This window comes from Streptomyces koelreuteriae (assembly GCF_018604545.1).
Taxonomy (GTDB): Bacteria; Actinomycetota; Actinomycetes; order Streptomycetales; family Streptomycetaceae; genus Streptomyces; species Streptomyces koelreuteriae.
This window is the reverse complement of sequence record NZ_CP075896.1, coordinates 8,019,673-8,043,795: the sequence shown is the minus strand read 5'-3', so window position 1 is coordinate 8,043,795 and position 24,123 is coordinate 8,019,673. Positions and strand designations below refer to the sequence as shown.

Here is a 24,123-nt window from a genome sequence, read left to right as displayed (position 1 = left end):
TCTCCGCTTCCGTTCAGGCCCGGAACCGGGCCTCCATGGACCACGAGGCCCGGGTGGTGAGACCCGCGTCGACTCCCGCCGAGGGGCGATCTACTCGGCGTCGATCTGGTGGTCGGCCCAGACATAGCTCTCGGGGAGCAGGTCGGTGATGCGGACGGTTCGGGCGCGGTCGCCCTCGCCGACAATGACCCCGATGGCGGGAAAGTAGTCGAGAAGGACCTGACGGCACCGGCCGCACGGCGGGACGACGCCCCGGTCCCGGTCTCCCACGGCGACGATGGTGTCCAGGTCGTGGATGCCCTGCGTGGCCGCCACGCCGATGAGGGTGAGTTCGGCGCAGGGGCCTCCGGTGAAGTGGTAGACGTTCACCGCCGTGACGATCCGCCCGTCCTGGGCACGGGCAGCGGCCGCCATGGTGTGCTGGTCGCCCCGGCAGCGCGTGCGGGCGATGTGCGCCGCCGCCTCGATGAGTTCGTGGTCGACGTGGTGCGTCTGCGTGGTCATCGTCTCTGCTTTCGTGAGGTCCGCTGCCGCGAAGGATCCTCACGAGTGTCGGTGATAGGCCTTGTTGGCGATGCGCCAGCCCTCGTCGGCACGGACCAGCAGGAAGATGTCGGTGAAGAGGTCGGCGCCGTGCCGCAGCGTCATGGTGGCGGTCGCGACCGTGCCGTGGACGTCGACGGCGTCGATACGGCGGGAGCGGGCCGGTTCGTCCGGGGCCGGGCGGCCCGGGAAGAGAGCGCAGTACTCGTCCAGGCGCCAGGAGACGAACGCCCGGTCGCGGATTCCCTCGATGTGCGCGGTGGGCAGGAACGCCTCACGGAAGTGGGCGGGGTCGCCGGTGGCGTGTCCGCGTATGTAGGCGCGCAGTGGTTCGAGCACGGTGTCCGCCACGGCGGGAGCAACGGCGGCGACGGCGATGTCGGCCTCGGGGTCGGCGGGGGTGTCGGCCAGGCCGGCTGCGCCGCCCAGCGGGGTCTTCGACGCGGCGGCCAGCAGGGCCATGTCCTTGGCCAGCGCGCCGATCGTGAACTCGGCGGCGCCGACGGCCGATTCACCGGCGAGGAAGGCTTTCTTGGCGGTCACGAGTCCGCCGAGCCGGCCGAGTTCGAGGACGTCCAGCACCCGGGCGCGGGGCAGACCGAGGGCGTCGGCCTGCCGCAGCGAGTCGCGCAGCGCGAGGACCGCCCCGGCGAGACCGCTGTTGGTGATCAGCTTGAGGGCGGCGGCGGTGGAGGCGTCGTCCACGCGGCGCACGGTGCCCAGCGAGTCCAGCACCGGCCGGGCGCGGCCGACCGCGTCGTGATCACCGGCAGCGAGCAGGTGCAAGGCGCCCGCGGCGGCCGCCCGCACGGATCCGAGCACGGGCGTGTGGACGTAGGCGGGGCCGAGTCGCCGGGCCAGGTCCGACGCTTCGGTGGGGGCGACGGTGCTGGTGTTGAGCACGATCGCGTCCGGGCACAGCGCGTCATGGACCTCGTCGAGGACCTGGCGGCAGGCCGAGCCGTCGAACAGCGCCAGGAGCACGAGATCGGCCCTGGCCACGGCCTCGTTCGGATCTGCGGTCGTCTCGACGGTGCCTGCCGTGCGCCCTGAGCGGGTCCAGCCGACGACGTGCCGGCCCTGGGCCGACAGGCGGGTGGCCATCGCGTCGCCCATGCGCCCCAGGCCGAGGACGGCGATCGTGTGTGGTGTGGTCATGCGCGCCAGATTCGTGCACCGTGTCGGCTGCGACAAGCGCAGATCTCGCAGCCCCGCCATGCGGAACTCGCATACCTCCTGGGCATACTGACGGCATGGAGCTGACGGTGTGGCGAACCTTCGTGACCGTGTGCCGCCTGGGTTCGCTGTCGGCGGCGGCCGCCGAACTCCATCACACGCAGTCGGCCGTGTCCCGGCAGATCGCCGGACTGGAGCGGCAGCTCGGTGTACCGCTGATGGAACGTCATGCGCGCGGTGTCCGTCCGACGCCCGCCGGGGAGGTGTTCCGGCGCCACGCGCTGACCACGCTGACCGAGGCCGACCGGGCCGTGCGCGCCGCGCGGGACACTCATGACGGGGCGTCCGGCCGGACGCTGGCCGTGGGTGCGACGCCTTCTCTGGCCACCGGGATCGTGCCCGAAGCCGTCCGGACGTTGTTGCGGCAGGCCGGATCCGTGCGGTGGAGCCTGCTCCCCGCCCTGAGCCCGGAACTGCATCAGCGCGTGCTCGACGGTGCTCTCGACATCGCCGTCGTCACCGACGCGCCGCCGGGGCTGCCCCATGACCAGCGGGTCGAGCGGCGTTTCCTCGGGCTGGACGAGATGGTCGTCGCGCTGCCCGTCGACCATCCGCGGGCCGGGCGCGGCCCGGTGCACATCCACGCCCTGGCCGACCAGATCTGGGCCGAGGACAACGACGGCTCGGCGGCGCTCCTGCTCCAGCACGCCGAGCGCGCCGGGGTCGGCGCCCGTATCGACCTCGTCGCGGCCGATCTGCCCGGCAAGCTGGCCCTGGTCGCGACCGGTCACGCCATCGCGCTCATACCCGGCGTGCTGACACGCGCCCTGCGAACCGACGTCACCACGGTCGGTCTGGTCGACCCTCCGGCCCGGGGCCTCTACACGATCACCCCTCGCCACGATCCGCACCCCTGCGCGGCGCCCCTGCTCGACCACCTCGCCACGGCGTTCACCTCGATCCGCCCGGGGGCGGCCCAGGCCACGCCGCTCAGCGATCCAGCGCGGGCAGCCGGTCCAGGCCGGTCTCGAGCATGATGCGGTCGACGGTCTCGTGCAGGGCGCTGTCGGCGCCGATGACGCTCTCGATCCCGCCGGGCAGCAGATCGAGCGGCCGGTGCCAGTCGCGCAACTGTGCCTCGCCGACCTCGTCGGCGATCGGTTTGCCGGCGTGCCGGGCCAGGGTCTCGGCGAACGGTACGTCCAGGTAGTAGCCGTGGGTCGGGCCGCGGTGCTCGGCGCGCAGCCGGGCCAGCATGTAGCCGTAGCGGTCGGCGTAGAGGATGCCTTCGACGACGACGTGGAATCCGGCGTCCAGGGCGTAGCGGGCCGTCAGGTCGATGAGGCCGATGTTCGCGGCACCGGGCCGGTCGCGCTCGCGCAGGACGATGCGGCGGAGGTTGTCCTGGCCGACCAGGGCCAGGCCGCGGCCGAACCTCTCGCGGAGCGCGGCCGCGACGGACGACTTGCCCGAGGCGCTGTTGCCGCGCAGGACGACCAGCCGGGTTTCTTCTGTGCCCACCATCACGGCGGTCACGTTACCGACGGCGAGCGTCACCTCGTCGGGTCCGCCACCGGATAGGGCACGAACGTGCTGCTGTTCTGGTCGATCCGCAGTGCGCGGCCGAGGGGTGGCACCGCGCGTTGGGGGCATTCGAGGCGTTCGCAGACGCGGCAGCCCATGCCGATGGGGGTGGCGGCCGAGGCGTTGGCGAGGTCGAGGCCGTCGGAATAGACGACCCGGTGGGCGTGGCGGATCTCGCAGCCGAGGCCGATGGCGAAGGTCTTGCCGGGTTCGCCCCAGCCGCCGCGGTGCCGGGTGACCGCCCGGGCGGTCCACAAGTACCGCTGCCCGTCGGGCATTTCGGCGATCTGGACGTGGATGCGGCCGGGGGCGGCGAACGCCTCGTAGACGTTCCACAGCGGGCAGGTGCCCCCGGCCCGGGAGAAGTGGAACCCGGTCGCGGACTGCCGCTTGGACATGTTGCCGGCCCGGTCGACGCGGACGAACGAGAAGGGCACACCGCGCAGCCGGGGGCGTTGCAGAGTGCTCAGCCGGTGGCAGACCGTCTCGTAGCCGAGGCCGTAGCGGTCGGTGAGGCGTTCGATGTCGTAGCGGAACTCCTCGGCCGCCGTGTGGAAGGCGGTGTACGGGAGGATCAGGGCGGCGGCGAAGTAGTTGGCGATGCCGATCCGGGCCAGGGCGTGGGTGGGGGAATCGGCGGGGAAGTCGTCGGCGGCCTGGCGGTCGAGTTCGTCGCCGTATTCGAGCAGGGCGAGTTGGATGGCCATCCGGAACGCCCGCTGTCCCGGGCGGAGTCGGGCCGACAGATGGAGGGTGCGGGCCGCTTCGTCGTAGTGGTGCAGCCGGTCGCCGGTGGTGGCGGCGAGGCGGACGCCGTGGCTGTCGGCGAGTCGGGCGGTGAGGGCGCGGACGACCTCGCCGGGCCGGATGCTGATCTCCCCGGCGAGTTGTTCGGCCGCGAGGTCGGTCTCGTGCAGGTAGTTCTGGCGGCGGTAGAAGAAGTCCCGGATCTCCTCGTGGGGTGAGGACGCCACGCCCTGGCCGTCGGCGGCTCCGACGAGCCGCTCGGACAACCGCTGGTTGCGGCGGCCGAGGTCGAGCAGGACCTGGGCGACCTCCGGCATCCGGGAGGCCAGTTCGGCGAGGTCGTTCGGGGACACCCGGGCCTCGGCGATCTCGCCCGACAGCGTCTCGCGCAGATCCGCCATCAGCCGGCTCGTGTCGCGCTCGGAGAAGAAGCCCGGGTCGACGCCGAAGGCCTCGGTCAGCTTCAGCAGGACCGGGACGGTGAGCGGCCGGGAGTCGTGCTCCATCTGGTTCAGATAGCTGGGCGAGATCGCCAGCACACGGGCCAGCTCCGCCTGGCTCATCCGGCGCTCCTCGCGCAGCCGCCGCAGCCGCGGGCCCGCGTAGATCTTGCTCACCCTGCTCCAACCTCCCCTGAGACGTCCGTCAGCGTACGCGACGCAGAGCCGCCGCGACCCTTCGCAAACTTGGCAAATGCAGCCGTGAAGATTCGCAGAAGTTGGCAGACGTCCACCCTTGATGGCACTGAGTGCCACTGCGAGAGTCTGAGTGCGGCCCGCCGGACCTCCGGCAGCGCAGGCCCTGCACCGGGCACGATTCATGCCCTGACGTCGGATACCCCGGCAGCAGGCAGCGCTTCCGGGCAAGCATTGCTCAGCTCCGCCCTACGGCAGGCGGGCGGGCCGCACTCCAGTAAGAGACACACAGTGCCACCCCTCACAGCGACGAGGTGGGGATTGGCACCCCTTTACATACCGAGGAGACGGTGACAGTCATGGCAGAGGCGAGGACGCAGGCAGCCGAGGAACTCGCGCGGCGCTGGGCCACCGATCCCCGGTGGCAGGGCATCGAGCGCACCTACACCGCCGAGGACGTGGTGCGGCTCTCCGGCAGTGTCCGTGAGGAGCAGACCCTGGCCCGGCGCGGCGCCGAGCGGCTGTGGCGCCAGCTGCACGAGCTCGACTACGTCCACGCCCTGGGCGCGCTCACCGGCGGCCAGGCCGTGCAGCAGGTCAAGGCCGGGCTCCAGGCCATCTACCTCTCCGGCTGGCAGGTCGCGGCCGACGCCAACCAGGCCGGCCACACCTACCCCGACCAGAGCCTGTACCCGGCCAACTCCGTGCCCCAGGTGGTGCGCCGGATCAACAACGCGCTGCTGCGCGCCGACCAGATCGCCACCGCCGAGGGCGCCGGCGACACCACCGACTGGCTCGCCCCGATCGTCGCCGACGCGGAGGCCGGGTTCGGCGGCCCGCTGAACGCCTTCGAGCTGACCAAGGGCATGATCGCGGCGGGCGCGGCCGGCATCCACTACGAGGACCAGCTCGCCTCGGAGAAGAAGTGCGGTCACCTCGGCGGCAAGGTCCTGGTGCCGACCTCCCAGCACGTCCGCACCCTGAACGCGGCCCGGCTCGCCGCCGACCTCTCCGACACGCCCACGGTGATCATCGCCCGCACCGACGCGCTCGCCGCGAACCTGATCACCAGCGATGTCGACGAGCGTGACGCCGAGTTCGTGACCGGTGAGCGCACGGCGGAGGGCTTCTACCGGGTCCGCAACGGCATGGCGTCGGTCATTGCCCGCGGCCTGGCCTACGCCCCCTACGCCGACCTCATCTGGGTCGAGACCGGCACCCCGGACCTCGCGCAGGCCCGTGAGTTCGCCGAGGCGATCCACGCCCAGTACCCGGACAAGATGCTGGCGTACAACTGCTCGCCGTCCTTCAACTGGAAGGCCGCGCTGGACGACGACCAGATCGCCAAGTTCCAGCGCGAACTGGGCGCCATGGGCTACAAGTTCCAGTTCATCACCCTGGCCGGCTTCCACTCCCTCAACCACGGCATGTTCGACCTCGCCCGCGGCTACGCCGAGCACGGCATGACCGCCTATGTCGACCTCCAGGAGCGGGAGTTCGCCGCGCAGGCGCAGGGCTTCACCGCCGTCAAGCACCAGCGCGAGGTCGGCACCGGCTACTTCGACCTGGTCTCCACCGCCGTCAACCCCACCTCCTCCACGACCGCGCTCTCCGGTTCCACGGAGGAGGAGCAGTTCCACTAGGCCGTCCCCGAGGACGCCGCCCGGTCCGCCCCGGCCGAGCGGGGGTCGTACCACCGTCCCGGTACGGCCCCCGCTCTCCTCCCTCCCTCAGGAGCACCCATGTCCACCAGCGCACTGACCCACCACGTCCGCGTCCTCGCGGCTCCGGGCGACCGGCACGACGAGATCCTCACGCCCGCCGCCCTCGACTTCGTCGGCCACCTGGCCGCGGCCTTCGGCGAGCGCCGGCAGTCGCTGCTGAAGGAGCGCCGCCGGCAGGCCCTGCGCCTGGCGAGCGGCTCCCCGCTCGAGTTCCCGCTGGTCACCTCCACCGTCCGCGCGGACCGGTCCTGGCGCGTCGCACCGCCCGCGCCCGGTCTGACCGACCGGCGGGTGGAGATCACCGGCCCGCCCGAGCGCCGTATGACCGTCAATGCCCTGAACTCGGGTGCCAAGGTCTGGCTGGCGGACTTCGAGGACGCCACCTCGCCCACGTGGGACAACATCGTCGGCGGCCAGCTCAATCTGCTCGACGCCATCGAGCGCCGGATCGACTTCACCACGCCCGAGGGCAAGGAGTACCGCCTCAAGGGCCGCGAGCAGCTCGCCACCATCGTCGTCCGCCCCCGTGGCTGGCACCTCGACGAGGAGCACCTGGAGTTCGACGGCCGGCCGGTGCCCGCCGCGCTCGTGGACTTCGGGCTGTACTTCTTCCACTGCGCCCAGCGGCAGATCGACGCCGGCCACGGCCCGTACTTCTACCTGCCCAAGCTTGAGAACCGCTACGAGGCCCGCCTCTGGAACGACATCTTCGTCACCGCCCAGGAGTTGCTCGGCATCCCCCGGGGCACCGTCCGCGCCACCGTTCTCATCGAGACGATCACCGCCGCCTTCGAGATGGAGGAGATCCTCCACGAACTGCGCGAGCACAGCGCGGGGCTGAACGCGGGCCGCTGGGACTACCTGTTCAGCCTGATCAAGACCTTCGGCCACCGTACCGACTTCCTGCTGCCGGACCGGGCCAAGGTCACCATGACCGCGCCCTTCATGCGGGCCTACACCGAGCTGCTCGTGCGCACCTGCCACCGGCGTGGCGCCCATGCGATCGGCGGCATGTCCGCCCAGATCCCCGGCAAGGAACCGGCCGCGCACGAGGCCGCCCTCGCGAAGGTCCGCCTCGACAAGGAACGCGAGGCGGAGGACGGCTTCGACGGCTCCTGGGTCGCCCACCCCGGGCTGATCCCCGTCTGCCGGGAGGTCTTCGACGGTGTCCTCGGCGAACGCCCCCACCAGCTCGACCGCACCCGGGACGACGTGGAGGTCACTCCGGCGGACCTGCTGTCGGTGCGCCGGATCAGCGGACCGCCGACCGCCGAGGGCGTCCGCACCAACATCGCCGTCACGCTGCGCTACTTCGCCGCCTGGCTGCGCGGACAGGGTGCCGTCGCGCTGTACGGCCTGATGGAGGACGCGGCGACCGCCGAGATCGCCCGGGTGCAGATCTGGCAGTGGCTGCGGCACCGCGTCATCGACCGGGAGTCGGTGCTGCGACTGCTCGACGACGAGGTGGACGCGCTGGGCGCCGAGTACCCGTGGGCACCCGTGGACGACATCCGCGCCCTCTTCGAACGGACCGCGCTGACCGGCGAGTTGCCGCTGTTCTTCACCCCGGACGCGTACGCGCGGCACCTGGTGCGGCGGACGGAGGCCGGGGCGTGAGCGGCGGGATCCGGCGTGTCGGAGTGGTCGGCGGCGGACAGATGGGCGCGGGCATCGCCGAGGTGTGCGCCCGGGCCGGCCTCGACACCACGGTCTGCGAAGTGGACGCGATGGCGGCCCGCGCCGCCCGGGAACGGGTGACGGCGTCGCTCGACCGGGCGGTCCGGCGCGGCAAGCTGGAGGAACCGGCAGCCCGGGACGCGCTCGCCCGTCTGACGTTCACCGGCAGCCTGGAGGATCTCGCCGACCGGCAGCTGGTCGTCGAGGCCGTCGTGGAGAACCCCGACGCCAAGACCGAGATCTTCGGCGCCCTCGACAAGATCGTGGAGGATCCGGAGGCGGTGCTGGCCACCAACACCTCCTCCCTCCCGATCATGCGGCTCGGCATGGCGACCGGCAGCGCGGACCGGGTCGTGGGCCTGCACTTCTTCAACCCGGTGCCCGTGCTGCCGCTGGTCGAGGTCGTGACCTCCCTGCACACCTCGCCCCGCACGGTGGCCGTCGTACAGGACTTCGCGACCGGGGCGCTCGGCAAGACGGTCATCCACTCCCGGGACAGGGCCGGGTTCGTCGTCAACGCCCTGCTGATCCCGTATCTGCTCTCGGCCGTCCGCATGGCGGAGTCCGGCTTCGCCACGGCCGCCGACATCGACACCGGCATGGAACTGGGCTGCGCCCACCCGATGGGCCCGCTGAGGCTCGCGGACCTGATCGGCCTCGACACGGTCGCGTCGATCGCCGAGTCGCTCTACGACGAATTCAGGGATCCCCTCTACGCCCCTCCCCCGCTGCTCCAGCGGATGGTGGAGGCGGGACTGCTCGGCAGGAAGACCGGGCGGGGGTTCCACACCTACGACCAGGACTGAGGGCCTGGTACGACGCGGGCTGAGGGGCCCGCGGGGTGTCACAGGGAAGGGCGGGAAGCGCGAGTACGGCGCTTCCCGCCCCGGCATGTCGGCGTCAGGTCACGTCGCCGATCCCGATGCCAGCAGTCCGTTGACCACCAGCGTCGCCAGGGTCTCCGCCGTGGCCGTGAGCTGTTCCGGCGAGGCGTCGTCGGGCCGGCCGAGGCGGCGGGCCAGCGGGACCTCCACCATGCCCGAGACGGGCGGGATGACCGCGAAGAACAGCACGTCCCTCGGGACGGGCGCCATGCGCCCGGCCGCCACGAGCCGCTCGATGCCGGGCTCCATGCGCTGCAGGGTCGGCGCGATGTAGTGCTCGTAGAGGTAGTCCAGCCGCTCGGTGTCCCGGGTGAACTCGTTGACGAAGAGCCGCCCGATCAACGGCTCGTCCACGGCGGTCAGATAGAAGCCGGTGATGATCCGCCGCAGGGCGTCGGCGTCGTCGAGCGTGTCATCCACCTGCGGCAGACGCGCCAGCTGCGCTCCGAGGGCGTGGTCCACCACCGCGCGCCAGAAGGCCGCCTTGGAGCCGTACCGGTCGTTGATGAAGTTGTGGCTGACACCCAGGCGGCGGGCCAGCTCTCGCGCTGAGGCGTGGTCGTAGCCCAGCTCGGCGAAGGCCTCCAGCCCGCGCCGCAGGATGCTCTCCTCGGCGGGAACCGCGGGAGTGTCCGCGCCGGGGCGCCCCGGCCGTCGAGCGGATTCGGCTCTTGCTCCCACGACTGCCTCCATACGTGCGTCCTGCGCCGCTTGTGCTCCGGGCCATCCTAGGGACCCTTCTCCAGCTTACTTGACACCTGTCAGATTCAAACTAATCTGACAGGTGTCAGGCAGTTCGGTGGGTCAGGCAGTCCGCGAGACCACTCAGCCGGATCACGTGACGAGCTCCGTCGACGCAGCCGTCCCGCACCGCATCACCACCGGACATCCGATCCCCTGCCCCGCTTCCTCTGGAGTTCCGTCATGTCCAAGACCTCCACCGACACGGCCGCCACGGCCACCGTGTCCTCACTCCCGACGGCCGGCGCGCCATCGCCGCATCGCTGGTGGATCCTCGCCGTCATCGGACTGGCCCAGCTCATGGTGGTGCTGGACAGCACGATCGTGAACATCGCGCTTCCCTCGGCCCAGAAGGATCTGGGCTTCTCCGACGGGGACCGGCAGTGGGTCGTCACCGCCTACGCGCTCGCCTTCGGCAGCCTGCTGCTGCTCGGCGGCCGCATAGCCGACCTGTTCGGACGGAAGATGACCTTCCTGGTCGGGCTGGTCGGCTTCGCCGGGGCCTCCGCGCTGGGAGGCGCCGCGGGCAGCTTCGAGGTGCTCATCGTCGCGCGGGCCGCGCAGGGTCTGTTCGGCGCCCTGCTCGCCCCGGCCGCCCTGTCCCTGCTGACCACGACCTTCACCGACGCCAAGGAACGCGCCAAGGCCTTCGGCGTGTACGGCGCCATCGCCGGCGCGGGCGGCGCCATCGGCCTGCTCCTCGGCGGCTTCCTGACCGAGCACCTCGACTGGCGGTGGACCCTCTACGTCAACCTGGTCTTCGCCGCGGTCGCCCTCGTCGGCGGCGCCCTCCTGCTCCAGCGCACCACCCGCGACAAGAGCGCCCGCATCGACATCCCCGGCGCCGTCCTCGTCTCCGGCGGCCTGTTCTGCCTGGTCTACGGCTTCTCCAACGCCGAGAGCCACGACTGGAGCTCCGTGCAGACCTGGGGCTTCCTGGTCGCCGGCGCCGTCCTGCTCGCCGCGTTCACCTGGTGGCAGACCCGCGCCGCCCACCCCCTGCTGCCCCTGCGTGTCCTGCTCGACCGCAACCGCGGCGCCTCCTTCGTCTCCATCCTGATCACCGGCGCCGGCATGTTCGGTGTCTTCCTCTTCCTCACCTACTACCTGCAGCAGAGCCTGGGCTACACCCCTATCAAGACCGGGCTGGCCTTCCTACCGATGGTCGCCGCGCTCATGCTGTCCTCCACGCTCGCTTCCACGGTGCTGATCCCCCGCTTCGGCCCCAAGGCCATCGTCCCGCTGGGCATGGGCCTCGCCGCGGCCGGCATGGCGTGGCTGACCGGCCTCGGCCTCGACAGCGGCTACACCACCGACATCCTGCCCCCGCTGATCGTGGCGGGACTCGGCCTCGGCCTGGTGATGGCCCCGGCCATGAGTCTGGCCACGGCCGGGGTGAAGGCCGAGGACGCCGGTGTCGCCTCCGCCGCCGTCAACACCATGCAGCAGGTCGGCGGCTCCCTCGGCACGGCCCTGCTCAACACCCTCTCCACCAGCGCCGTCACCGACTACCTCTCCGGCCGCAACCCCAAGGACCTCACCGTCCTCGCCCAGGCAGGCCTGGAGGGCTACTCCACCGCCTACTGGTGGTCCGCCGCCTTCTTCGCCGCCGGCCTGCTCATCAGCGTCCTCCTCTACCGGCGCGGCACGCCTGCCCACGACCCCGACGCGGCGCCGGTGGTGCACATGTGAGGTCGGGGCGGGGCGTTCCCGGAAGGGGTGAAGGCGCCGACGCCGCCCATCGACACGGGTACGGTACGGCCGGGCGCATCACGAGCAGCGGGCAACGGGAGCGAAATGCGGGCGACGGACACGGCGATACGGACGGTGAACGGCCTGACGGCCCGCTGGGCGTCGGCAGTCCGCGAGGGCACGGTGTTCTCGGCGGCGGGAATCTGGCCGCTGCTCGCCCTCCTCGCGGACGGGGCGACAGAGGAGGTGCGCGAGGAACTGGCGGAGGCGCTGGGCCTACCGTCCGACCGGGCGGGGGCGGAGGGCCGCGAGTTGCTCGCGCTGCTGGCCGGGATCGACGGGCTGGAGTCCGCACTCGGGCTGTGGACCGCACGGACTGTGGAACTGCGCGAAGAATGGGCGACAGCGCTGCCCGTCGAGGCGCACGGCGTGCTCACGGGGGATCCGCAGCGCGACAAGCGGGCCCTGGACGCGTGGGCCGCCCGGCGGACGGGTGGAGCGATCGAACGGATACCTGCGGACCTGAGGCCGGACACGTCCCTGGTACTGACGACCGCGCTGGTCCTGCGGACCGAATGGGAGGTCCCGTTCAAGGGCGACCTCATGCCGTGGCGCGGCCACGACCGGGCCGGCCTCACCCGCACTCACGCCGGCCTGGACGCCGTGGCCGTCGCGCGGACGCCATGCGGTGCTGTGACCGTGGCCACCGTACGCGGCACGAACGGCATCGACGTCCTTCTCCTGCTGGGCGACGAGGAGTTGGCACCCCAGGAGGTCATCGACGCGGGTGTCGGCGTGGTCTCAGGGACCCTGCCGGCCGTTCCCGGGGAGCGGCTGCCGTACGGTCAGGCAGGGCCCGGGCTGCGGCTGGAGCGCGTGAGCACCCTGCGTCCTGAGCCGCCGTCCCTGACGCTCAGAACCGTCGAGTTCACCCTCACCGCCGGTCATGACCTGCTGGCCCAAGCCGAGTTGTTCGGCCTGGCCACGGCCGCCGACGGCTCCCCGGGCCACTTCCCGGGCATCAGTGCCGCACCGCTCGCCTTGGCCTCCGGCCGGCAGTCGGCCACGGCGACCTTCAGCGCCGAGGGGTTCCGGGCAGCGGCCGTGACCCTGATGGAGGCAGTGTGGCTGGGCTGGGAGGACCGGCCCGAGCCGCAGTACGAGACGACCCGGGCCCACGCCGTCTTCGACCGCCCCTTCGGCTTCCTCGCCGTCGATCGAGCGACGGACCTCGTGCTCGCGGCGGGCTGGGTCACCGATCCGAAGCTTTTCCCGGAGGACGAGGACGCCTACGTACTGGACACATCAGGTGGGGCGGATGAATGAACGCTCTGTGCACGCGCCACCGGCGAGGACGCCTTGGAGTGCATTCGGCGGGCTGGGCTCAGACCGACCCACACCCCGGCGGCGCCGCTGTACGAACGAGTCAGGGCGTTTCGTTTGCTGGTCCAGGTCCTGGGACTCGCGGACGCGCGGCGGCGACAGCGCCATTGTGCCAACGGATGCCGGCATGAATGGCACCAGTTGGGACACGGCCGCGATGAGGTTCCCGCCCGGGGTCACGACCCGAAGAAGGGGTTCGCGGCGACATACCCGGTCTCGCACTCGTCGGCGGTTCCGGGCGCGCTGCGGCACACGGTCAGCGTGAGGCTTCTGATGCCGGTCGGGTCGGTGGCGGTGATGTTCTGGAAGTCGGCGGTGGTGTCACAGCCGTCGGTGTTGTGGTTGTCGCCCAGCGGGCGGGCGGCGCCGGATCCGGTCTGGACGGTGAGGGTGGCGTGGACGGACCGGTCGTCGCAGGTCTGGTCGGTGACGGCGAGGACGCCGTCGTGGAAGGAGTTCCGGTCGACCCAGGTCACCTGGACGCGCGCCCGGTCTCCCCAGCTGGTCGTGATGTCGCCACTGGTGGTGTCCGCCCAGCCCTGGCCGGCGGTCCCCAGCGTGAGCGCGGTCGTGGCGGCGACGACGAACCCTGCACGGCGCATGTACATGCCTCCTCCGGCGTGGCGGCCGGCTGTCCTGCCGCACATGTCGCGTCAATCCTCGACCGCTCCCGGCCGTCACTTCTCGCGAAGGACCGCCAAACGCGTGAGCTGCCGGGGAGGAGTGCCGGCTGCGGAGACCGTCGCTGCCGGCGTCGAGGCCTTCCGAGTCTCCTCGGACCGCCGCTGCACCGTCCTCACCCGAGGCCGCGGACCTGCGCCTCCGCCTCCGGTTCCGCCCGGGTGTCGGGGTGGGGCAGGCCGAGGTGGTCGCGGAGGGTGGTGCCCGTGTAGTCGTGGCGGAATACGCCGCGTTCCTGGAGCAGCGGGACGACGGTGTCGGCGAAGTCGTCCAGGCCGCTCGGGGTGATGTGGGGGACGAGGATGAAGCCGTCGGCGGCGTCCGTCTGGACGTAGGTGTTGATGGTCTCGGCGACGGTGGCCGGGGAGCCGATGAACGACTGGCGGCCGGTGGTCTCGATGACCAGGTCGCGGATCGAGAGGTTCTCCGCCTCGGCGCGCTCGCGCCATTGCCGGGCGACGGCGACCGGGTCGCGGAACATGCGGACGCTGGCACGGCCGCGGGCGATGGTGTGCTCGCCGGGGTCCGGGTCGATGTCGGGGAGCGGGCCGTCGGGGTCGTAGCCGGAGAGGTCGCGGTTCCAGACGTGTTCGAGGTACTTGATCGCGGTCTGGCCGCTGACCTGTTGCCGTCGTACCTCGTGCGCCAGCTCCTGGGCCTCGGCGTCGGTGTCGCCGAGTACGAAGGTCGCCGCGGGGAGGATCAGCAACTGGTCGTGGGTACGGCCGTGGTGGGCCAGTCGCCGCTTGACGTCGGTGTAGAACTCCCGGCCCGCCTCCAGGGTGCTGTGCCGGCTGAAGATGGCGTCGGCGCTCGAGGCGGCGAACTCGCGGCCCTCGTCGGAGTCGCCCGCCTGGAAGACGACCGGGCGGCCCTGCGGGCTGCGCGGGACGTTGAAACGGCCCGCGATGTCGAAGTGCTGTCCGCGGTGGACGAAGGCTCCGGCTTGCGCGTCCTTCAGGAAGATGCCGGATTCCTGGTCGGCGACGATCTCGTCGCCGTGCCAGGAGTCGAACAGCTCGGTGGCGGTGGCCAGGAACTCCTTGGCCCTGGAGTAGCGCTCCTCCTGGGGGAGGAAGCCGCCGCGCCGGAAGTTCTCGCCGGTGAAGGCGTCCCAGGAGGTGACGACGTTCCAGGCGGCGCGTCCGGCCGAGAGGTGGTCCAGGCTGGCGAACTGGCGGGCCACCTCGTAGGGCTCGTTGAAGGTGGAGTTGATGGTGCCGGTGAGGCCGATGCGTTCGGTGACGGCCGCGAGGGCGGTCAGGACGGTGAAGGTGTCGGGGCGGCCCACCACGTCCAAGTCGTAGATCTCGCCGCCCTGTTCGCGCAGTCGCAGCCCCTCGGCGAGGAACAGGAAGTCGAACTTGGCGCGTTCGGCGGTGCGGGCGAAGTGCGCGAACGAGCTGAACTCGATGTGGCTGCCCGCGCGTGGGTCGCTCCACACGGTGGTGTTGTTGACGCCGGGGAAGTGGGCCGCGAGATGGATCTGCTTCATGGTCGTTGGACTCCTCCGGCTTCAGACGGCGGCGTAGCGGTTGGCGGGGCGGGCGAGCCCGAGCAGCCCGCGCAGGGTGTCCGCCTCGTAGGCGTGCCGGAAGGCGCCTCGGCGTTGGAGTTCGGGAACCAGGCCACGGGTGATCCGCTCCAGGTCGTGGCCGATCGCTCCGGGGCGCAGCCGGAAGCCGCTCAGGCCGGCCCGGCGGCGCTCCAGCAGCAGGTCCGCCAACTGCCCGGGCGTGCCGGTGAAGATCTGGGCGTCGCTGGTGTACGGGTAGCCGGCCAGGCCGTCCAGTCGGGCCTTGCGGTCCGCAGCCGCTGTGGGATCGTCGTCCAGGAACACGACCAGGTCACCGAAGATGTGCAGTGGTTCCTCCGCCCGGCCTGAATCGGCCCGCGCGGCACGGATCTCGGCGACGACGGCCCGGGCCTCGTCGGTGTCGTGCGGGGTGACGTACCCGATGTCGGCGGAACGGCCCACGAGTTGATACGGCACGCTCTGGTGCGCGAGCGCGCTGACGACGGGCTGTCCCTGCGGCGGCCGAGGGGTGATCGAGGGTCCCTTGACGCTGAAGTGCCTGCCCTCGAAGTCGATGTAGTGCAGCTTGTCGCGGTCGACGAAGCGCCCGGTGACGACGTCGCGGATCTCCGCGTCGTCCTCCCAACTGTCCCACAGGCGGCGTACCACCTCGATGTGGTCGGCGGCCTCCTCGAAGAGCTCGGCGATCAGCTCCCGGCCGGCCGGGGTGTCCCGGTCCTCGGCGCGCAGGGACGGGAAGGTGCGACGGCCGAAGTGCGCGGCCTCGTTCTGGCGTGCCGACACCTGGACGCGCAGGCCGGCGCGGCCGGTGCTGACGTAGTCCAGGGTGGCGATCGCCTTGGAGATGTGGAACGGCTCGGTGTGGGTGGCGACCACGGTCGGCACCAGCCCGATGTGCCGGGTCAGCGGTGCGACCCGGGCGGCGATCAGTACGGCGTCCAGCCGGCCCCGCACCTGGTCGGTGCGCTCGTCCGGCTCTGTGACGTGCGAGGACTGCGGCCCGAAGGCGTCCTCGAAGGTCACGAAGTCGAGCAGGCCGCGTTCGGCCTCCGCCACGAGACCGGCCCAGTATCCGGCGGTGAACACATCGTCGGGACGGGCGCCCGGCTCACGCCATGCCGCCGGGTGCCAGCCCGTGCCGTCCAGCGCCACGGCAAGGTGAAGAGGGGAGGGTGCGGACACGGAGAGGGTGCCTTCCAGGTCGGCCGTACGGGATCACCAGCCCTCCCGAGGAGGGCACGGGGCCCGCCATGTTCCGGTATGGCGGGCCCCATGTCGTCGGAGATTAGGCGGAGTCGGGTCGGCGAAGGTGGAGGGCGTATTGCGGTTCCATGAAGCCGTCCGGGCCCTGCCGGGCGGGCCCGTCCGCGATGTGTTCGGCCCAGTCGAGGATCTGTACCGCCGCCCCCGCGGCCTCCAGCCCCTGGCACCGGTCGTGGTGCCTCATGGCGATGCCGTCCAGGTCGAGATGGCGGCCGAACGCGGGGTGGGCGGCGAGCCGTCGGGCGTAGGTCCACAGGTGCGGATGGTCGGCGATGCGGTGGACCGCGGCGGCGTCCAGATGCAGCCGGTGCACGGTGTCGAGCTGGACCAGGGCCACCCACAACCGTACGTCGGCGGCGGTCAGTTCCTCGCCGAGGACGAAGCCCTGACCGGCGAGACGCCACTCCAGTGAGCCGAGGACCCTCAGGAGAGAACTGAGGGCCGTGTGGCGTGCGGTGGCGTCGGTGTCGGCCTGTCCGGCGCGCTGTGCGGCGTCGTTGATCCGGTCGTCACAGAGGCGTTCGACGGCCTCTATCTCCTCCTCCGCGCCGTGCGGGTAGAGCACGGGCCGGTCGGTGCCGTCGTCGCCGAAGCACCGGGCCAGGTCCCGGAGGATGTGCGAGGAGTGCGTGGTGACGATCCGCCCGGTCCAGGTGTCGCTCAGCACCGGTGCGAGGGCCGGACCTGGATGACGGTGCGAGCTGGCCTCGTACAAGGGGCTCAGCGCGGAGTGTCCGCCGTCGGGCCGGTCGGGGAGGGCCGGCAGCAGCACGACCGGGAGGGTGTCCTCCAGGCCGAGCAGGCTGTGGGTGATGGCGATGCGCAGACAGTTGGGGCACGACAGCGAGAGGTGGAGGCGGTAGCGGCGCGGGGCGGCGTAGTAGCCGCTGCCGGCGTCACAGCCGATCCTGCCCCGGAACGGCGGCGGTGAGGGGAGGGACGGGACGGTGGTCAGGGGTGCGGCGGGCATGTGTCTCCCTGGGTCCGGGTCCGGCTTCTGGGGGTGCGGCGGGCAGGCGCACGCGGGGGGACGGGTGCGCGGCGGCGTCGGCGCATACCCGTGCGCGGCGGGGCGCGGCGCCCGACGGGCGCCGACGGTTCAGCTCTGGGGGTTCGCCGCGCTGCAGACGCGCAGGAGATCGATGTGCCGGCGGGAGGTGAGGAGCAGGGACCAGCGGCCCGCGCGCAACGCGCGGTCGGCGGGCGGCTCCAGTCGCTCCATCATTTCCTACCGATGCACTAGGAATCTCTGCTCTGGAGTGTCAGGCGGCTTTCCCGCCACGTCAAGAGGGCCCGCGCAGGCACGGGCCGCCCTCTGCCGGTGCATCAGTCGTTCGCCAGTTCTCCGAGCAGCTTCCAGGTGCGGCGTCGGTCGGCCTCGCCGCCCAGGTCCGTCATGGTGAGGACCACCTCCGTCGCCCCGGCGTCCCGGTATCGCGCGACCTCGGCGGCGACGGCCTCCTCGTCCCCGATCACGGCCTGGTCGACGGCCCGGGTGCCGCCGGACAGCCCGATGACGCGCTGGTAGGAAGGGAACCGCTCGTAGAACGCGAGCGCCTCGGTCGCCTTCTCCCGCACGCTCTCGGCGTCGGCGGTGACCACGCCGGGGACGAACGCCACGATGCGGGGCGCGGGCCGGCCGGCCGCCTCGGCCGCGGCGGTGACGGCGGGGACGATGTGGTCGGCGAGGGCGCGCGGGCCGGCGAGGTACGGCAGGATGCCGTCGGCGAGTTCGCCGGAGGCGCGCAGTGCCTGCGGTGCCATGGCCGCGACCAGCAGCGGCACGGGCGGTGCGGCACCCGGCACCGCGCCCGGCAGCGGGGTGGTGGCGGTCAGCAGCTCTCCGTGGAAGTCGGCGCTGCCCGTCTCGACGAGTTGGCGCAGGGCGGTGAGGAACTCCCGGAGCAGGCGGATGGGGCGCTCGTGCGGGATTCCGAAGCCGGTCTCCGTCAGGTACTTGGTGCCGAGCGCGAGCCCGAGGTGGTAGCGGCCGCCGGTCGCCGCCTGGGCGGTCTGGGCCTGGCTGGAGATGAGGAGCGGATGGCGGCCGAAGACGGGGATCGCGGAGGTCCCGACCTGCAGCCCTGGTACCTCGCGGCCGACGATCGCGGCGAGCGTGGGTGAGTCGTAGGCGAAGGTCTGCCCGAACCAGGCGGAACGCAATCCGGCTTCGTGGGCTTCCCGTGCCAGCCGCACCGTGCCGTCGATCTCATGGTCAAGGGGAAGCGCTACTCCGATGGTCATGCCCAGGGCAACCGGCCTGCTCTCGACCGGCATTCCTGCTCACGCATGACAAGCTCATGACCGCCTTGTAACGGGGATTTTCTCCTCCGGGCGGCTCGGCTACTTTTCGGGCCATGCAGCGATCCGCACACCTGACGACGCGAGGTCATGTCGACCTGAAGCGTGTGTGCTCCGCGGCGTGTCAGCGGGCCTGAGCGCTTCCTGCCCACCGGGTTCGCGACCTGGGCAGATGCACGCACCGCCAGCACCCGCCCGCCGCCGCTGCCACCGAGCCTGGAAGACAGCCGTGAAGAGTCTCTCCGCGTACCCCCGACGTGCCCCCGCCTCGCTGCGCCGCTCGGACATCCCCGCCCCCGGACCGGCCCGCCGTGTCACGGGTGCGGCATCCGTTCTGAGCGCAGTACTCGACCACGGCCCGGTCGCCCGCTCGACCGTCGCCCGGCTGACGGGCCTCTCCCCCGCGTCCGTGTCCGGCCACTCCGGCCGACTGCTGTCCCGCGGCCTCGTCCGCGAGAGCGCGGAGGCCACCGGACCGACGGGGCTGGGGCGTCCGCACATACCGTTGGACATCGACACCCGGATCAAGATGCACGGACTGCTGCGCGAGCTGTACGAGCGCCATCGCCCTGCCGTGCTGCTGGTCACCCATGACGTGGACGAGGCCGTGGAACTCGCCGACCGGGTGCTGGTCCTGGAGGACGGCCGTATCTCCGTGGACCTCGCCGTCGATCTGCCCACTCCGCGTTCCCCGCGGGACCCGCGCTTCCAGGAACACCGCGACACGCTGCTCGCCGCCCTCGGGGTGGCGCGGCACCGGCCCAGCACCTCTTGAGGAGACGACACCCCATGTCCCGTACGACCGGCGGCCGTGAGCCGCTGCACCTGAACGCGTTCCTCATGTCCACCGGGCACCACGAGGCCTCCTGGCGGCTCCCGGAGAGCCCGGCGGAGGCGAACGCGGACATCGAGCACTACAAGAATCTGGCGCGGATCGCCGAACGCGGCAAGCTGGACTCGCTGTTCCTCGCGGACAGCCCGGTGCTGATGGGCGACCCGGGCAGAAGGCCGGCGGCCAAGCTGGAACCGACCGTCCTGCTGACGGCGCTGGCCGGGGCCACCCGGCACATCGGCCTTATCGCCACCGCCTCCACCAGTTACAACGAGCCGTACAACCTGGCCCGCCGGTTCGCCTCGCTGGACCATGTCTCCGGTGGCCGGGCCGGCTGGAACATCGTCACCACCGCGGGCGCCGACGCGGCACGCAACTTCGGCCTCGACGACACGCCGCTGCACAGGGTCCGCTACCGGCGGGCCGCGGAGTTCGTCGAGGTCTCCACCAAGCTGTGGGACAGCTGGGCGGACGACGCGGTGGTCGCCGACAAGGAGCGCGGCGTGCACGCCCTGACCGAGCGGGTGCGCCGTATCGATCACGTGGGTGAGTTCTTCCGGGTCGAGGGGCCGCTGAACGTCCAGCGCCCGCCGCAGGGTTACCCGTTGCTCGTCCAGGCCGGCTCCAGCGAGGACGGCAAGGACTTCGCCGCCCGGTACGCGGAGGCGGTGTTCACCGCGCAGCAGACCTTGGAAGAGGGCATCGCCTTCTACAAGGACGTCAAGCAGCGGGCGCGACTACTCGGCCGCGACCCGGACGGCGTCAAGATCCTGCCCGGCATCGTCCCCGTCATCGGCGACACCGAGACGGAGGCACTGGAGCTGGACGCGGAGCTGGACCGGCTCATCGTCCCCGAGTACGCCAAACGGCAGCTCGCCCAAACGCTGAAGCTCGCCCCCGAGGCACTGGACCTCGACGCGGAACTCCCCGCGGACCTGCCCGGCGAGGACGAGATCGAGGGCGCCAAGAGCCGCTACACGCTCGTCGTCGAACTCGCGCGGCGCGATCGGTTGACGGTACGTCAGCTCATCGGGCGGCTCGGCGGCGGCCGCGGCCATCGCACCTTCGCCGGTACGGCGGAGCAGGTCGCCGACACCATCGAGCACTGGTACGACAGCGGAGCCGCCGACGGCTTCAACATCATGCCCGCCGTACTCCCCTCAGGCCTGGAGGTCTTCGTGGACCGGGTGGTGCCGATCCTCCAGGAACGGGGCCTGTTCCGCACCGAGTACACGGGCTCCACCCTGCGCGCCCACTACGGCCTCCCGCGCCCCGCCAATCGGCTGTTCGACACCGTCGGCTCGGCCGAGGGACACATCGGCGTCGCCCTCGCGTAGCCGCATGCGGCGCTTCACCCCAGCGCCGTCATCACCAGCCCGCGAATCTCCCGTTCCGACACGCTTCCACCGCTCACGAGCCGGTCGAAGACCAGCCCGTCCACACGGCATCCGGACGCCCTGTCCGCGATGCGCCGGCGCTTCGGCGACTGGCACGATCCGATCCCCGCGCTGCTCGACGCCACCCGGCCGGACGCCGTCCTGCACCACGACATCCACGAACTGGCAACGCCCCTGCCGGCGTTCGCCGATGGCCGGGTGGTTCTCCTCGGCGACGCGGCTCACGCCATGACGCCGAACCTCGGCCAGGGCGCCTGCCAGGCCCTGGAGGACACGGCCGCGCTGGCCGCCGCGCTCGCTACCGAGCCCACGGTCGATGCGGCACTGACCCGGTACGACGCCGAGCGCCGCCCGCGCAGCCAGTCCGTAGCCCGCGCCGCCCGCCAGGCCGGTCGGCTGGGCCAGCGACTGACCCACCCCCTGGCCGTCGCCCTGCGCAACACGGCCCTCCGCCTGACCCCCTCCCGCGCGACCGTCCACGCCATCCTGCGCCATGCCGACTGGACCCCACACAGCCTGGAACGGCCCGGCCCGACCGGGGACACACGCCCCGAGACCTGAAACCGCGTCGTGCCCGTCCGCCGCGACCCGGCTTCCACGTGTGCACTCTGCTCGGCTCCGGGTCGGCGGCGATGCCCTGCCGGGGCCTTCGGGAAAAGCCGAGCGGCCTATCGTTGCGGTCATGGTCTTCGAGTCAACGACAGAGCCCGCCGTCTTCCACGCCTCGTTCCGCGATCAGTTCGAGGTCTTCCTCGACGAGCATCGGTCCGCGCTGCACCACAGTCTCGACGGGCTGACCGAGGAGCAGGCGCGCCGGTCGCTGGTCGCGTCCAAGACCACCCTGCTCGGCCTGCTCAAGCACGCCACGTTCGTCGAGAAGGTCTGGTTCGACGAGGCGGTCACCTGCCGTACCCGGAGCGAGATCGGCATTCCGGACACGCCCGACGAGTCGTTCGACCTCCATGACGACGACACGATCGCCTCGGTCCAGAGCGCCCATCAGCAGGCGTGCGCGGCGTCCCGCCAAGCCACGGAGAAGCTGACGCTGGACGACGTCCTCCAGGGCAACCGCCGGGGCCCCCTGCCGCTGCGCTGGATCTACCTCCACACGCTGCGCGAGCTGGCCCAGCACTGCGGCCACGCCGAGATCCTCCGCGAGCAGATCCTCGACGACACGATGCGCCACAGCTAGTCCGGAGCGCCGACCTGGGCGCCGCCGCCACGTCCCGTAGGGTCAACATCGTTGCACCGCGTGGGACTTGGGAGGGCGCAGACATGGGGCGGGACGAGCTGATCCGGCCAGTGCCGGAGCTGTTGCGGCGGCACGCCGAGACGGCCGGGCAGCGGATCGCCTACGCCGATTCCGCGCGCGGCGTCACCTACGCCGAACTGGAGCGCCGCACCCGCTCGCTGGCCTCGTACCTGAGAACCCGGACAGCGCTGCGCGGCGGCGACCGTGTCGCGATCTGCCTCGGCAACTGCGTGGAGTCGGTGGAGAGTTGCCTCGCCGCGCTGCGCGCGGGGATGGTCGGCGTACCGCTCGATCCGCGGTCCTCCGACGCCGAGCTGGCCCACTTCCTCGCGGACAGCGGCGCCGGGTTCGTCATCACCGACGCCGCGCATGCCGCCCGACTGCGCCGCCTGGGGCCGCCGTACGACCGTCTGGGCGTCCTGGTCACCGGGGCCGGCCCGGCTCCGGACGGCGCCGAGTTGTTCCTGAGCGCGGTCGAGAGCGACGCGTCCGCGGAGATCGATCTGCTCGGGCTCGACGATCCGGCCTGGATGCTCTACACCTCCGGCACCACGCACCGGCCCAAGGGCGTGCTGTCCACGCAGCGGGCCGCGTTGTGGTCCGTGGCCGCCTGCTACGCCCCGATCTTCGGCCTCTCGCCCGACGACCGGCTGCTCTGGCCGCTTCCGCTGTTCCACAGCTTCAGCCACTCGCTGGCGATCCTGGGCGTGACCGCTGTGGGCGCGAGCGCCCGGATCGCCGGTGAGCTGCTGCCGCCGGGCGGACTGAGGCAGGAACTGCTCACGGGGTACGAGGGGCTCGGCGGGCCCTTCACCATGCTGGCCGGCGTGCCGACGACGTATCGCCGGCTGGTCGACTCGCCGGGTGAACTCCCCCAGGCGCTGCGGATGTGCGTCGTGGCCGGTGCGCCGAGCGGACCCGCTCTGCGCGCGGCCGTGGAGGAGACTCTCGGTGCGCCGCTGCTCGACGCGTACGGCAGTACCGAGACCTGCGGCATGATCGCGGTGAACCGCCCCGACGGGCCCAGAGTCGACGGCTCCTGCGGGGCGCCCGTCCCCGGCACGGACGTACGCCTGGTCGACCCGCGCGGCGGCGAGGACGTCCCGGACGGGGCCGAGGGCGAGGTCTGGGTGCGGGGGCCGGGCCTGATGACCGGGTACCACGGGCAGCCCGAGGCGACCGCGGCCGCGCTGCGGGACGGCTGGTACCGCACCGGCGACCTCGGACGCCGCGTCGAACACGGCCACCTCCGGCTCACGGGCCGGGTCAGCGAGTTGATCATCCGGGGTGGCGAGAACATCCACCCGACGGAGATCGAGCAGGCCCTGTCGCGGTGCCCGGGCGTGTCCGAGGCCGTCGTCGTGGGTGTGCCGCACGCCGTGCTCGGCGAGGTGCCGGTCGCCTTCGTCGTACCGGGTCCGGAGGGGATGGACGCACGGCGGGTGCTCGCCGAATGCCGCACCAGGCTGGCCGACTTCAAGGTCCCGGCCGAGATCCACGAGATCGCCGCCGTCCCGCGCACCGCGTCCGGCAAGATCGCCCGGCACGCGCTGGCCGTCCCGGCCCCGCCCACGGTCGACACCGCGCCCACCGCCCTGCGCGAGCGGCTCCTGCCCCTCTCACCCGAGGACCAGGAACGCGCGCTCCGCGAAACGGTGCTTGCCGAAACGGCCGGGATCTGCCGTCACACGCCCGGCGAACTGCCCGACGCGGCCGTCCCCTTCACCGAACTCGGCATGACGTCCGTCGGCGCCGTGGAGCTGGTGGACCGGCTCGGCGGGCTGACCGGGCTGGACCTGCCGTCGACGCTGGTCTTCGACCACCCCACACCGGCCGAGGTCGCCCGCCACCTGCGCGTGGCGCTCTTCGAGAGCGCACCTGAGGACCACCCGCGTACGCCCGGTGCACGGGAGTCGTCCTCCGACGACGATCCCGTCGTGATCGTCGCCATGGGCTGCCGGTATCCCGGTGACGTCAACTCCCCCGACGATCTGTGGGAGTTGGTGACTCAGGGGCGGGACGCCGTCTCTGAGTTCCCGACCGACCGCGGCTGGGACCTGGACGCCCTGTACGA

General features: G+C 71.8%; 20 protein-coding genes and 3 pseudogenes. 12 read left to right on the top strand and 11 right to left on the bottom strand.

Features of this window, described 5'->3' with window-relative positions; all coding sequences use genetic code 11:
• Nucleotides 1-90 precede the first annotated feature (90 nt).
• On the bottom strand, nucleotides 91-504 hold the full coding sequence (locus KJK29_RS36175) for a cytidine/deoxycytidylate deaminase family protein (protein WP_215123428.1): 414 nt from the start codon (nucleotides 502-504) through the stop codon (nucleotides 91-93).
• A 39-nt stretch (nucleotides 505-543) separates the two neighbouring features.
• Entirely contained in the window at nucleotides 544-1,701 is a 1,158-nt protein-coding gene (locus KJK29_RS36170; protein WP_215123427.1) for a nuclear transport factor 2 family protein, read from the bottom strand.
• A 95-nt stretch (nucleotides 1,702-1,796) separates the two neighbouring features.
• On the opposite strand from KJK29_RS36170, the gene KJK29_RS36165 reads away from it, so the two are divergent.
• Entirely contained in the window at nucleotides 1,797-2,756 is a 960-nt protein-coding gene (locus tag KJK29_RS36165; protein ID WP_215123425.1) for a LysR family transcriptional regulator, read from the top strand.
• Here KJK29_RS36165 and KJK29_RS36160 read toward each other — a convergent pair.
• Together KJK29_RS36160 and KJK29_RS36155 are read right to left on the bottom strand one after the other, a co-directional pair.
• The gene (locus KJK29_RS36160; RefSeq protein WP_215124577.1) at nucleotides 2,710-3,243 is read right to left on the bottom strand and encodes an AAA family ATPase; all 534 of its coding nucleotides are present in this window, start codon (nucleotides 3,241-3,243) and stop codon (nucleotides 2,710-2,712) included. The genes KJK29_RS36165 and KJK29_RS36160 overlap by 47 nt on opposite strands.
• A 29-nt stretch (nucleotides 3,244-3,272) precedes the next feature.
• Nucleotides 3,273-4,667, bottom strand: a complete 1,395-nt coding sequence (locus tag KJK29_RS36155; protein WP_215123423.1) for a short-chain fatty acyl-CoA regulator family protein — start codon at nucleotides 4,665-4,667, stop codon at nucleotides 3,273-3,275.
• Between the two features lie 377 nt (nucleotides 4,668-5,044).
• Here KJK29_RS36155 and aceA point away from each other — a divergent pair, with 377 nt between their 5' ends.
• The 3 genes from aceA to KJK29_RS36140 all read left to right on the top strand — a co-directional run bounded on the left by aceA (nucleotide 5,045) and on the right by KJK29_RS36140 (nucleotide 8,892).
• Entirely contained in the window at nucleotides 5,045-6,328 is a 1,284-nt protein-coding gene (gene aceA, locus KJK29_RS36150) for an isocitrate lyase (RefSeq protein ID WP_215123422.1), read from the top strand.
• Nucleotides 6,329-6,427: 99 nt separating this feature from the next.
• Complete coding sequence (gene aceB, locus KJK29_RS36145; RefSeq protein WP_215123420.1) at nucleotides 6,428-8,026, top strand: malate synthase A; 1,599 nt, start codon at nucleotides 6,428-6,430, stop codon at nucleotides 8,024-8,026.
• Nucleotides 8,023-8,892, top strand: coding sequence for a 3-hydroxybutyryl-CoA dehydrogenase (locus KJK29_RS36140; protein ID WP_215123418.1), 870 nt, complete (start codon nucleotides 8,023-8,025; stop codon nucleotides 8,890-8,892). Before aceB ends, KJK29_RS36140 begins: the two co-directional genes overlap by 4 nt.
• A 99-nt stretch (nucleotides 8,893-8,991) precedes the next feature.
• Here the strand turns inward: KJK29_RS36140 and KJK29_RS36135 are convergent, their stop codons facing one another.
• The gene (locus KJK29_RS36135) at nucleotides 8,992-9,663 is read right to left on the bottom strand and encodes a TetR/AcrR family transcriptional regulator (RefSeq protein ID WP_215123417.1); all 672 of its coding nucleotides are present in this window, start codon (nucleotides 9,661-9,663) and stop codon (nucleotides 8,992-8,994) included.
• A 231-nt stretch (nucleotides 9,664-9,894) separates the two neighbouring features.
• On the opposite strand from KJK29_RS36135, the gene KJK29_RS36130 reads away from it, so the two are divergent.
• From KJK29_RS36130 to KJK29_RS39230, 3 genes and pseudogenes are all read left to right on the top strand, one after another.
• A complete protein-coding gene (locus KJK29_RS36130) occupies nucleotides 9,895-11,403 on the top strand; it encodes an MFS transporter (RefSeq protein ID WP_215123415.1) in 1,509 nt (502 codons plus the stop codon).
• A 105-nt stretch (nucleotides 11,404-11,508) separates the two neighbouring features.
• On the top strand, nucleotides 11,509-12,729 hold the full coding sequence (locus tag KJK29_RS36125) for a serpin family protein (protein WP_215123413.1): 1,221 nt from the start codon (nucleotides 11,509-11,511) through the stop codon (nucleotides 12,727-12,729).
• Nucleotides 12,730-12,762: 33 nt separating this feature from the next.
• A pseudogene (locus KJK29_RS39230) lies at nucleotides 12,763-12,915 on the top strand (DUF5958 family protein); the annotation flags it as partial.
• Nucleotides 12,916-12,962: 47 nt separating this feature from the next.
• On the opposite strand, the gene KJK29_RS36120 reads toward KJK29_RS39230, so the two are convergent.
• From KJK29_RS36120 to KJK29_RS36100, 6 genes are all read right to left on the bottom strand, one after another.
• Entirely contained in the window at nucleotides 12,963-13,388 is a 426-nt protein-coding gene (locus tag KJK29_RS36120) for a hypothetical protein (RefSeq protein ID WP_215123411.1), read from the bottom strand.
• A gap of 194 nt (nucleotides 13,389-13,582) precedes the next feature.
• Nucleotides 13,583-14,962, bottom strand: a complete 1,380-nt coding sequence (locus KJK29_RS36115) for an NtaA/DmoA family FMN-dependent monooxygenase (RefSeq protein ID WP_215123409.1) — start codon at nucleotides 14,960-14,962, stop codon at nucleotides 13,583-13,585.
• Between the two features lie 21 nt (nucleotides 14,963-14,983).
• Nucleotides 14,984-16,186, bottom strand: a complete 1,203-nt coding sequence (locus tag KJK29_RS36110; RefSeq protein ID WP_215123407.1) for an LLM class flavin-dependent oxidoreductase — start codon at nucleotides 16,184-16,186, stop codon at nucleotides 14,984-14,986.
• A 103-nt stretch (nucleotides 16,187-16,289) separates the two neighbouring features.
• The gene (locus KJK29_RS36105) at nucleotides 16,290-17,237 is read right to left on the bottom strand and encodes a glutathione S-transferase C-terminal domain-containing protein (protein ID WP_215123405.1); all 948 of its coding nucleotides are present in this window, start codon (nucleotides 17,235-17,237) and stop codon (nucleotides 16,290-16,292) included.
• A 129-nt stretch (nucleotides 17,238-17,366) separates the two neighbouring features.
• Nucleotides 17,367-17,492 carry a hypothetical protein gene (locus KJK29_RS39225; RefSeq protein ID WP_255961325.1) on the bottom strand — a complete coding sequence of 42 codons (126 nt, stop codon included), beginning with the start codon at nucleotides 17,490-17,492 and terminating at the stop codon, nucleotides 17,367-17,369.
• Between the two features lie 101 nt (nucleotides 17,493-17,593).
• On the bottom strand, nucleotides 17,594-18,511 hold the full coding sequence (locus tag KJK29_RS36100) for an LLM class F420-dependent oxidoreductase (RefSeq protein WP_215123403.1): 918 nt from the start codon (nucleotides 18,509-18,511) through the stop codon (nucleotides 17,594-17,596).
• A gap of 286 nt (nucleotides 18,512-18,797) precedes the next feature.
• Here KJK29_RS36100 and KJK29_RS39490 point away from each other — a divergent pair, with 286 nt between their 5' ends.
• From KJK29_RS39490 to KJK29_RS39485, 5 genes and pseudogenes are all read left to right on the top strand, one after another.
• Nucleotides 18,798-19,343: a hypothetical protein gene (locus KJK29_RS39490; protein WP_370869183.1), complete on the top strand. Its 546-nt coding sequence runs from the start codon at nucleotides 18,798-18,800 to the stop codon at nucleotides 19,341-19,343.
• 14 nt (nucleotides 19,344-19,357) lie between these two features.
• A complete protein-coding gene (locus KJK29_RS36085) occupies nucleotides 19,358-20,737 on the top strand; it encodes an LLM class flavin-dependent oxidoreductase (RefSeq protein ID WP_215123401.1) in 1,380 nt (459 codons plus the stop codon).
• A 99-nt stretch (nucleotides 20,738-20,836) separates the two neighbouring features.
• Nucleotides 20,837-21,358 (top strand): annotated as a pseudogene (locus KJK29_RS36080) (FAD-dependent monooxygenase); the annotation flags it as partial.
• A 121-nt stretch (nucleotides 21,359-21,479) separates the two neighbouring features.
• Nucleotides 21,480-21,989 carry a DinB family protein gene (locus KJK29_RS36075; RefSeq protein WP_215123400.1) on the top strand — a complete coding sequence of 170 codons (510 nt, stop codon included), beginning with the start codon at nucleotides 21,480-21,482 and terminating at the stop codon, nucleotides 21,987-21,989.
• A gap of 83 nt (nucleotides 21,990-22,072) precedes the next feature.
• A pseudogene (locus KJK29_RS39485) lies at nucleotides 22,073-23,842 on the top strand (AMP-binding protein); the annotation flags it as partial.
• Nucleotides 23,843-24,123 lie beyond the last annotated feature (281 nt).

Bases quoted from the DNA above. Each gene is read 5' to 3' on its own strand.
- KJK29_RS36175 (WP_215123428.1), bottom strand. From the start codon at position 504: ATGACCACGCAGACGCACCACGTCGACCACGAACTCATCGAGGCGGCG.
- KJK29_RS36170 (WP_215123427.1), bottom strand. From the start codon at position 1,701: ATGACCACACCACACACGATCGCCGTCCTCGGCCTGGGGCGCATGGGC.
- KJK29_RS36165 (WP_215123425.1), top strand. From the start codon at position 1,797: ATGGAGCTGACGGTGTGGCGAACCTTCGTGACCGTGTGCCGCCTGGGT.
- KJK29_RS36160 (WP_215124577.1), bottom strand. From the start codon at position 3,243: ATGGTGGGCACAGAAGAAACCCGGCTGGTCGTCCTGCGCGGCAACAGC.
- aceA (WP_215123422.1), top strand. From the start codon at position 5,045: ATGGCAGAGGCGAGGACGCAGGCAGCCGAGGAACTCGCGCGGCGCTGG.
- aceB (WP_215123420.1), top strand. From the start codon at position 6,428: ATGTCCACCAGCGCACTGACCCACCACGTCCGCGTCCTCGCGGCTCCG.
- KJK29_RS36135 (WP_215123417.1), bottom strand. From the start codon at position 9,663: ATGGAGGCAGTCGTGGGAGCAAGAGCCGAATCCGCTCGACGGCCGGGG.
- KJK29_RS36130 (WP_215123415.1), top strand. From the start codon at position 9,895: ATGTCCAAGACCTCCACCGACACGGCCGCCACGGCCACCGTGTCCTCA.
- KJK29_RS36125 (WP_215123413.1), top strand. From the start codon at position 11,509: ATGCGGGCGACGGACACGGCGATACGGACGGTGAACGGCCTGACGGCC.
- KJK29_RS36120 (WP_215123411.1), bottom strand. From the start codon at position 13,388: ATGCGCCGTGCAGGGTTCGTCGTCGCCGCCACGACCGCGCTCACGCTG.
- KJK29_RS36115 (WP_215123409.1), bottom strand. From the start codon at position 14,962: ATGAAGCAGATCCATCTCGCGGCCCACTTCCCCGGCGTCAACAACACC.
- KJK29_RS36105 (WP_215123405.1), bottom strand. From the start codon at position 17,237: ATGCCCGCCGCACCCCTGACCACCGTCCCGTCCCTCCCCTCACCGCCG.
- KJK29_RS39225 (WP_255961325.1), bottom strand. From the start codon at position 17,492: ATGATGGAGCGACTGGAGCCGCCCGCCGACCGCGCGTTGCGCGCGGGC.
- KJK29_RS36100 (WP_215123403.1), bottom strand. From the start codon at position 18,511: ATGACCATCGGAGTAGCGCTTCCCCTTGACCATGAGATCGACGGCACG.
- KJK29_RS36085 (WP_215123401.1), top strand. From the start codon at position 19,358: ATGTCCCGTACGACCGGCGGCCGTGAGCCGCTGCACCTGAACGCGTTC.
- KJK29_RS36075 (WP_215123400.1), top strand. From the start codon at position 21,480: ATGGTCTTCGAGTCAACGACAGAGCCCGCCGTCTTCCACGCCTCGTTC.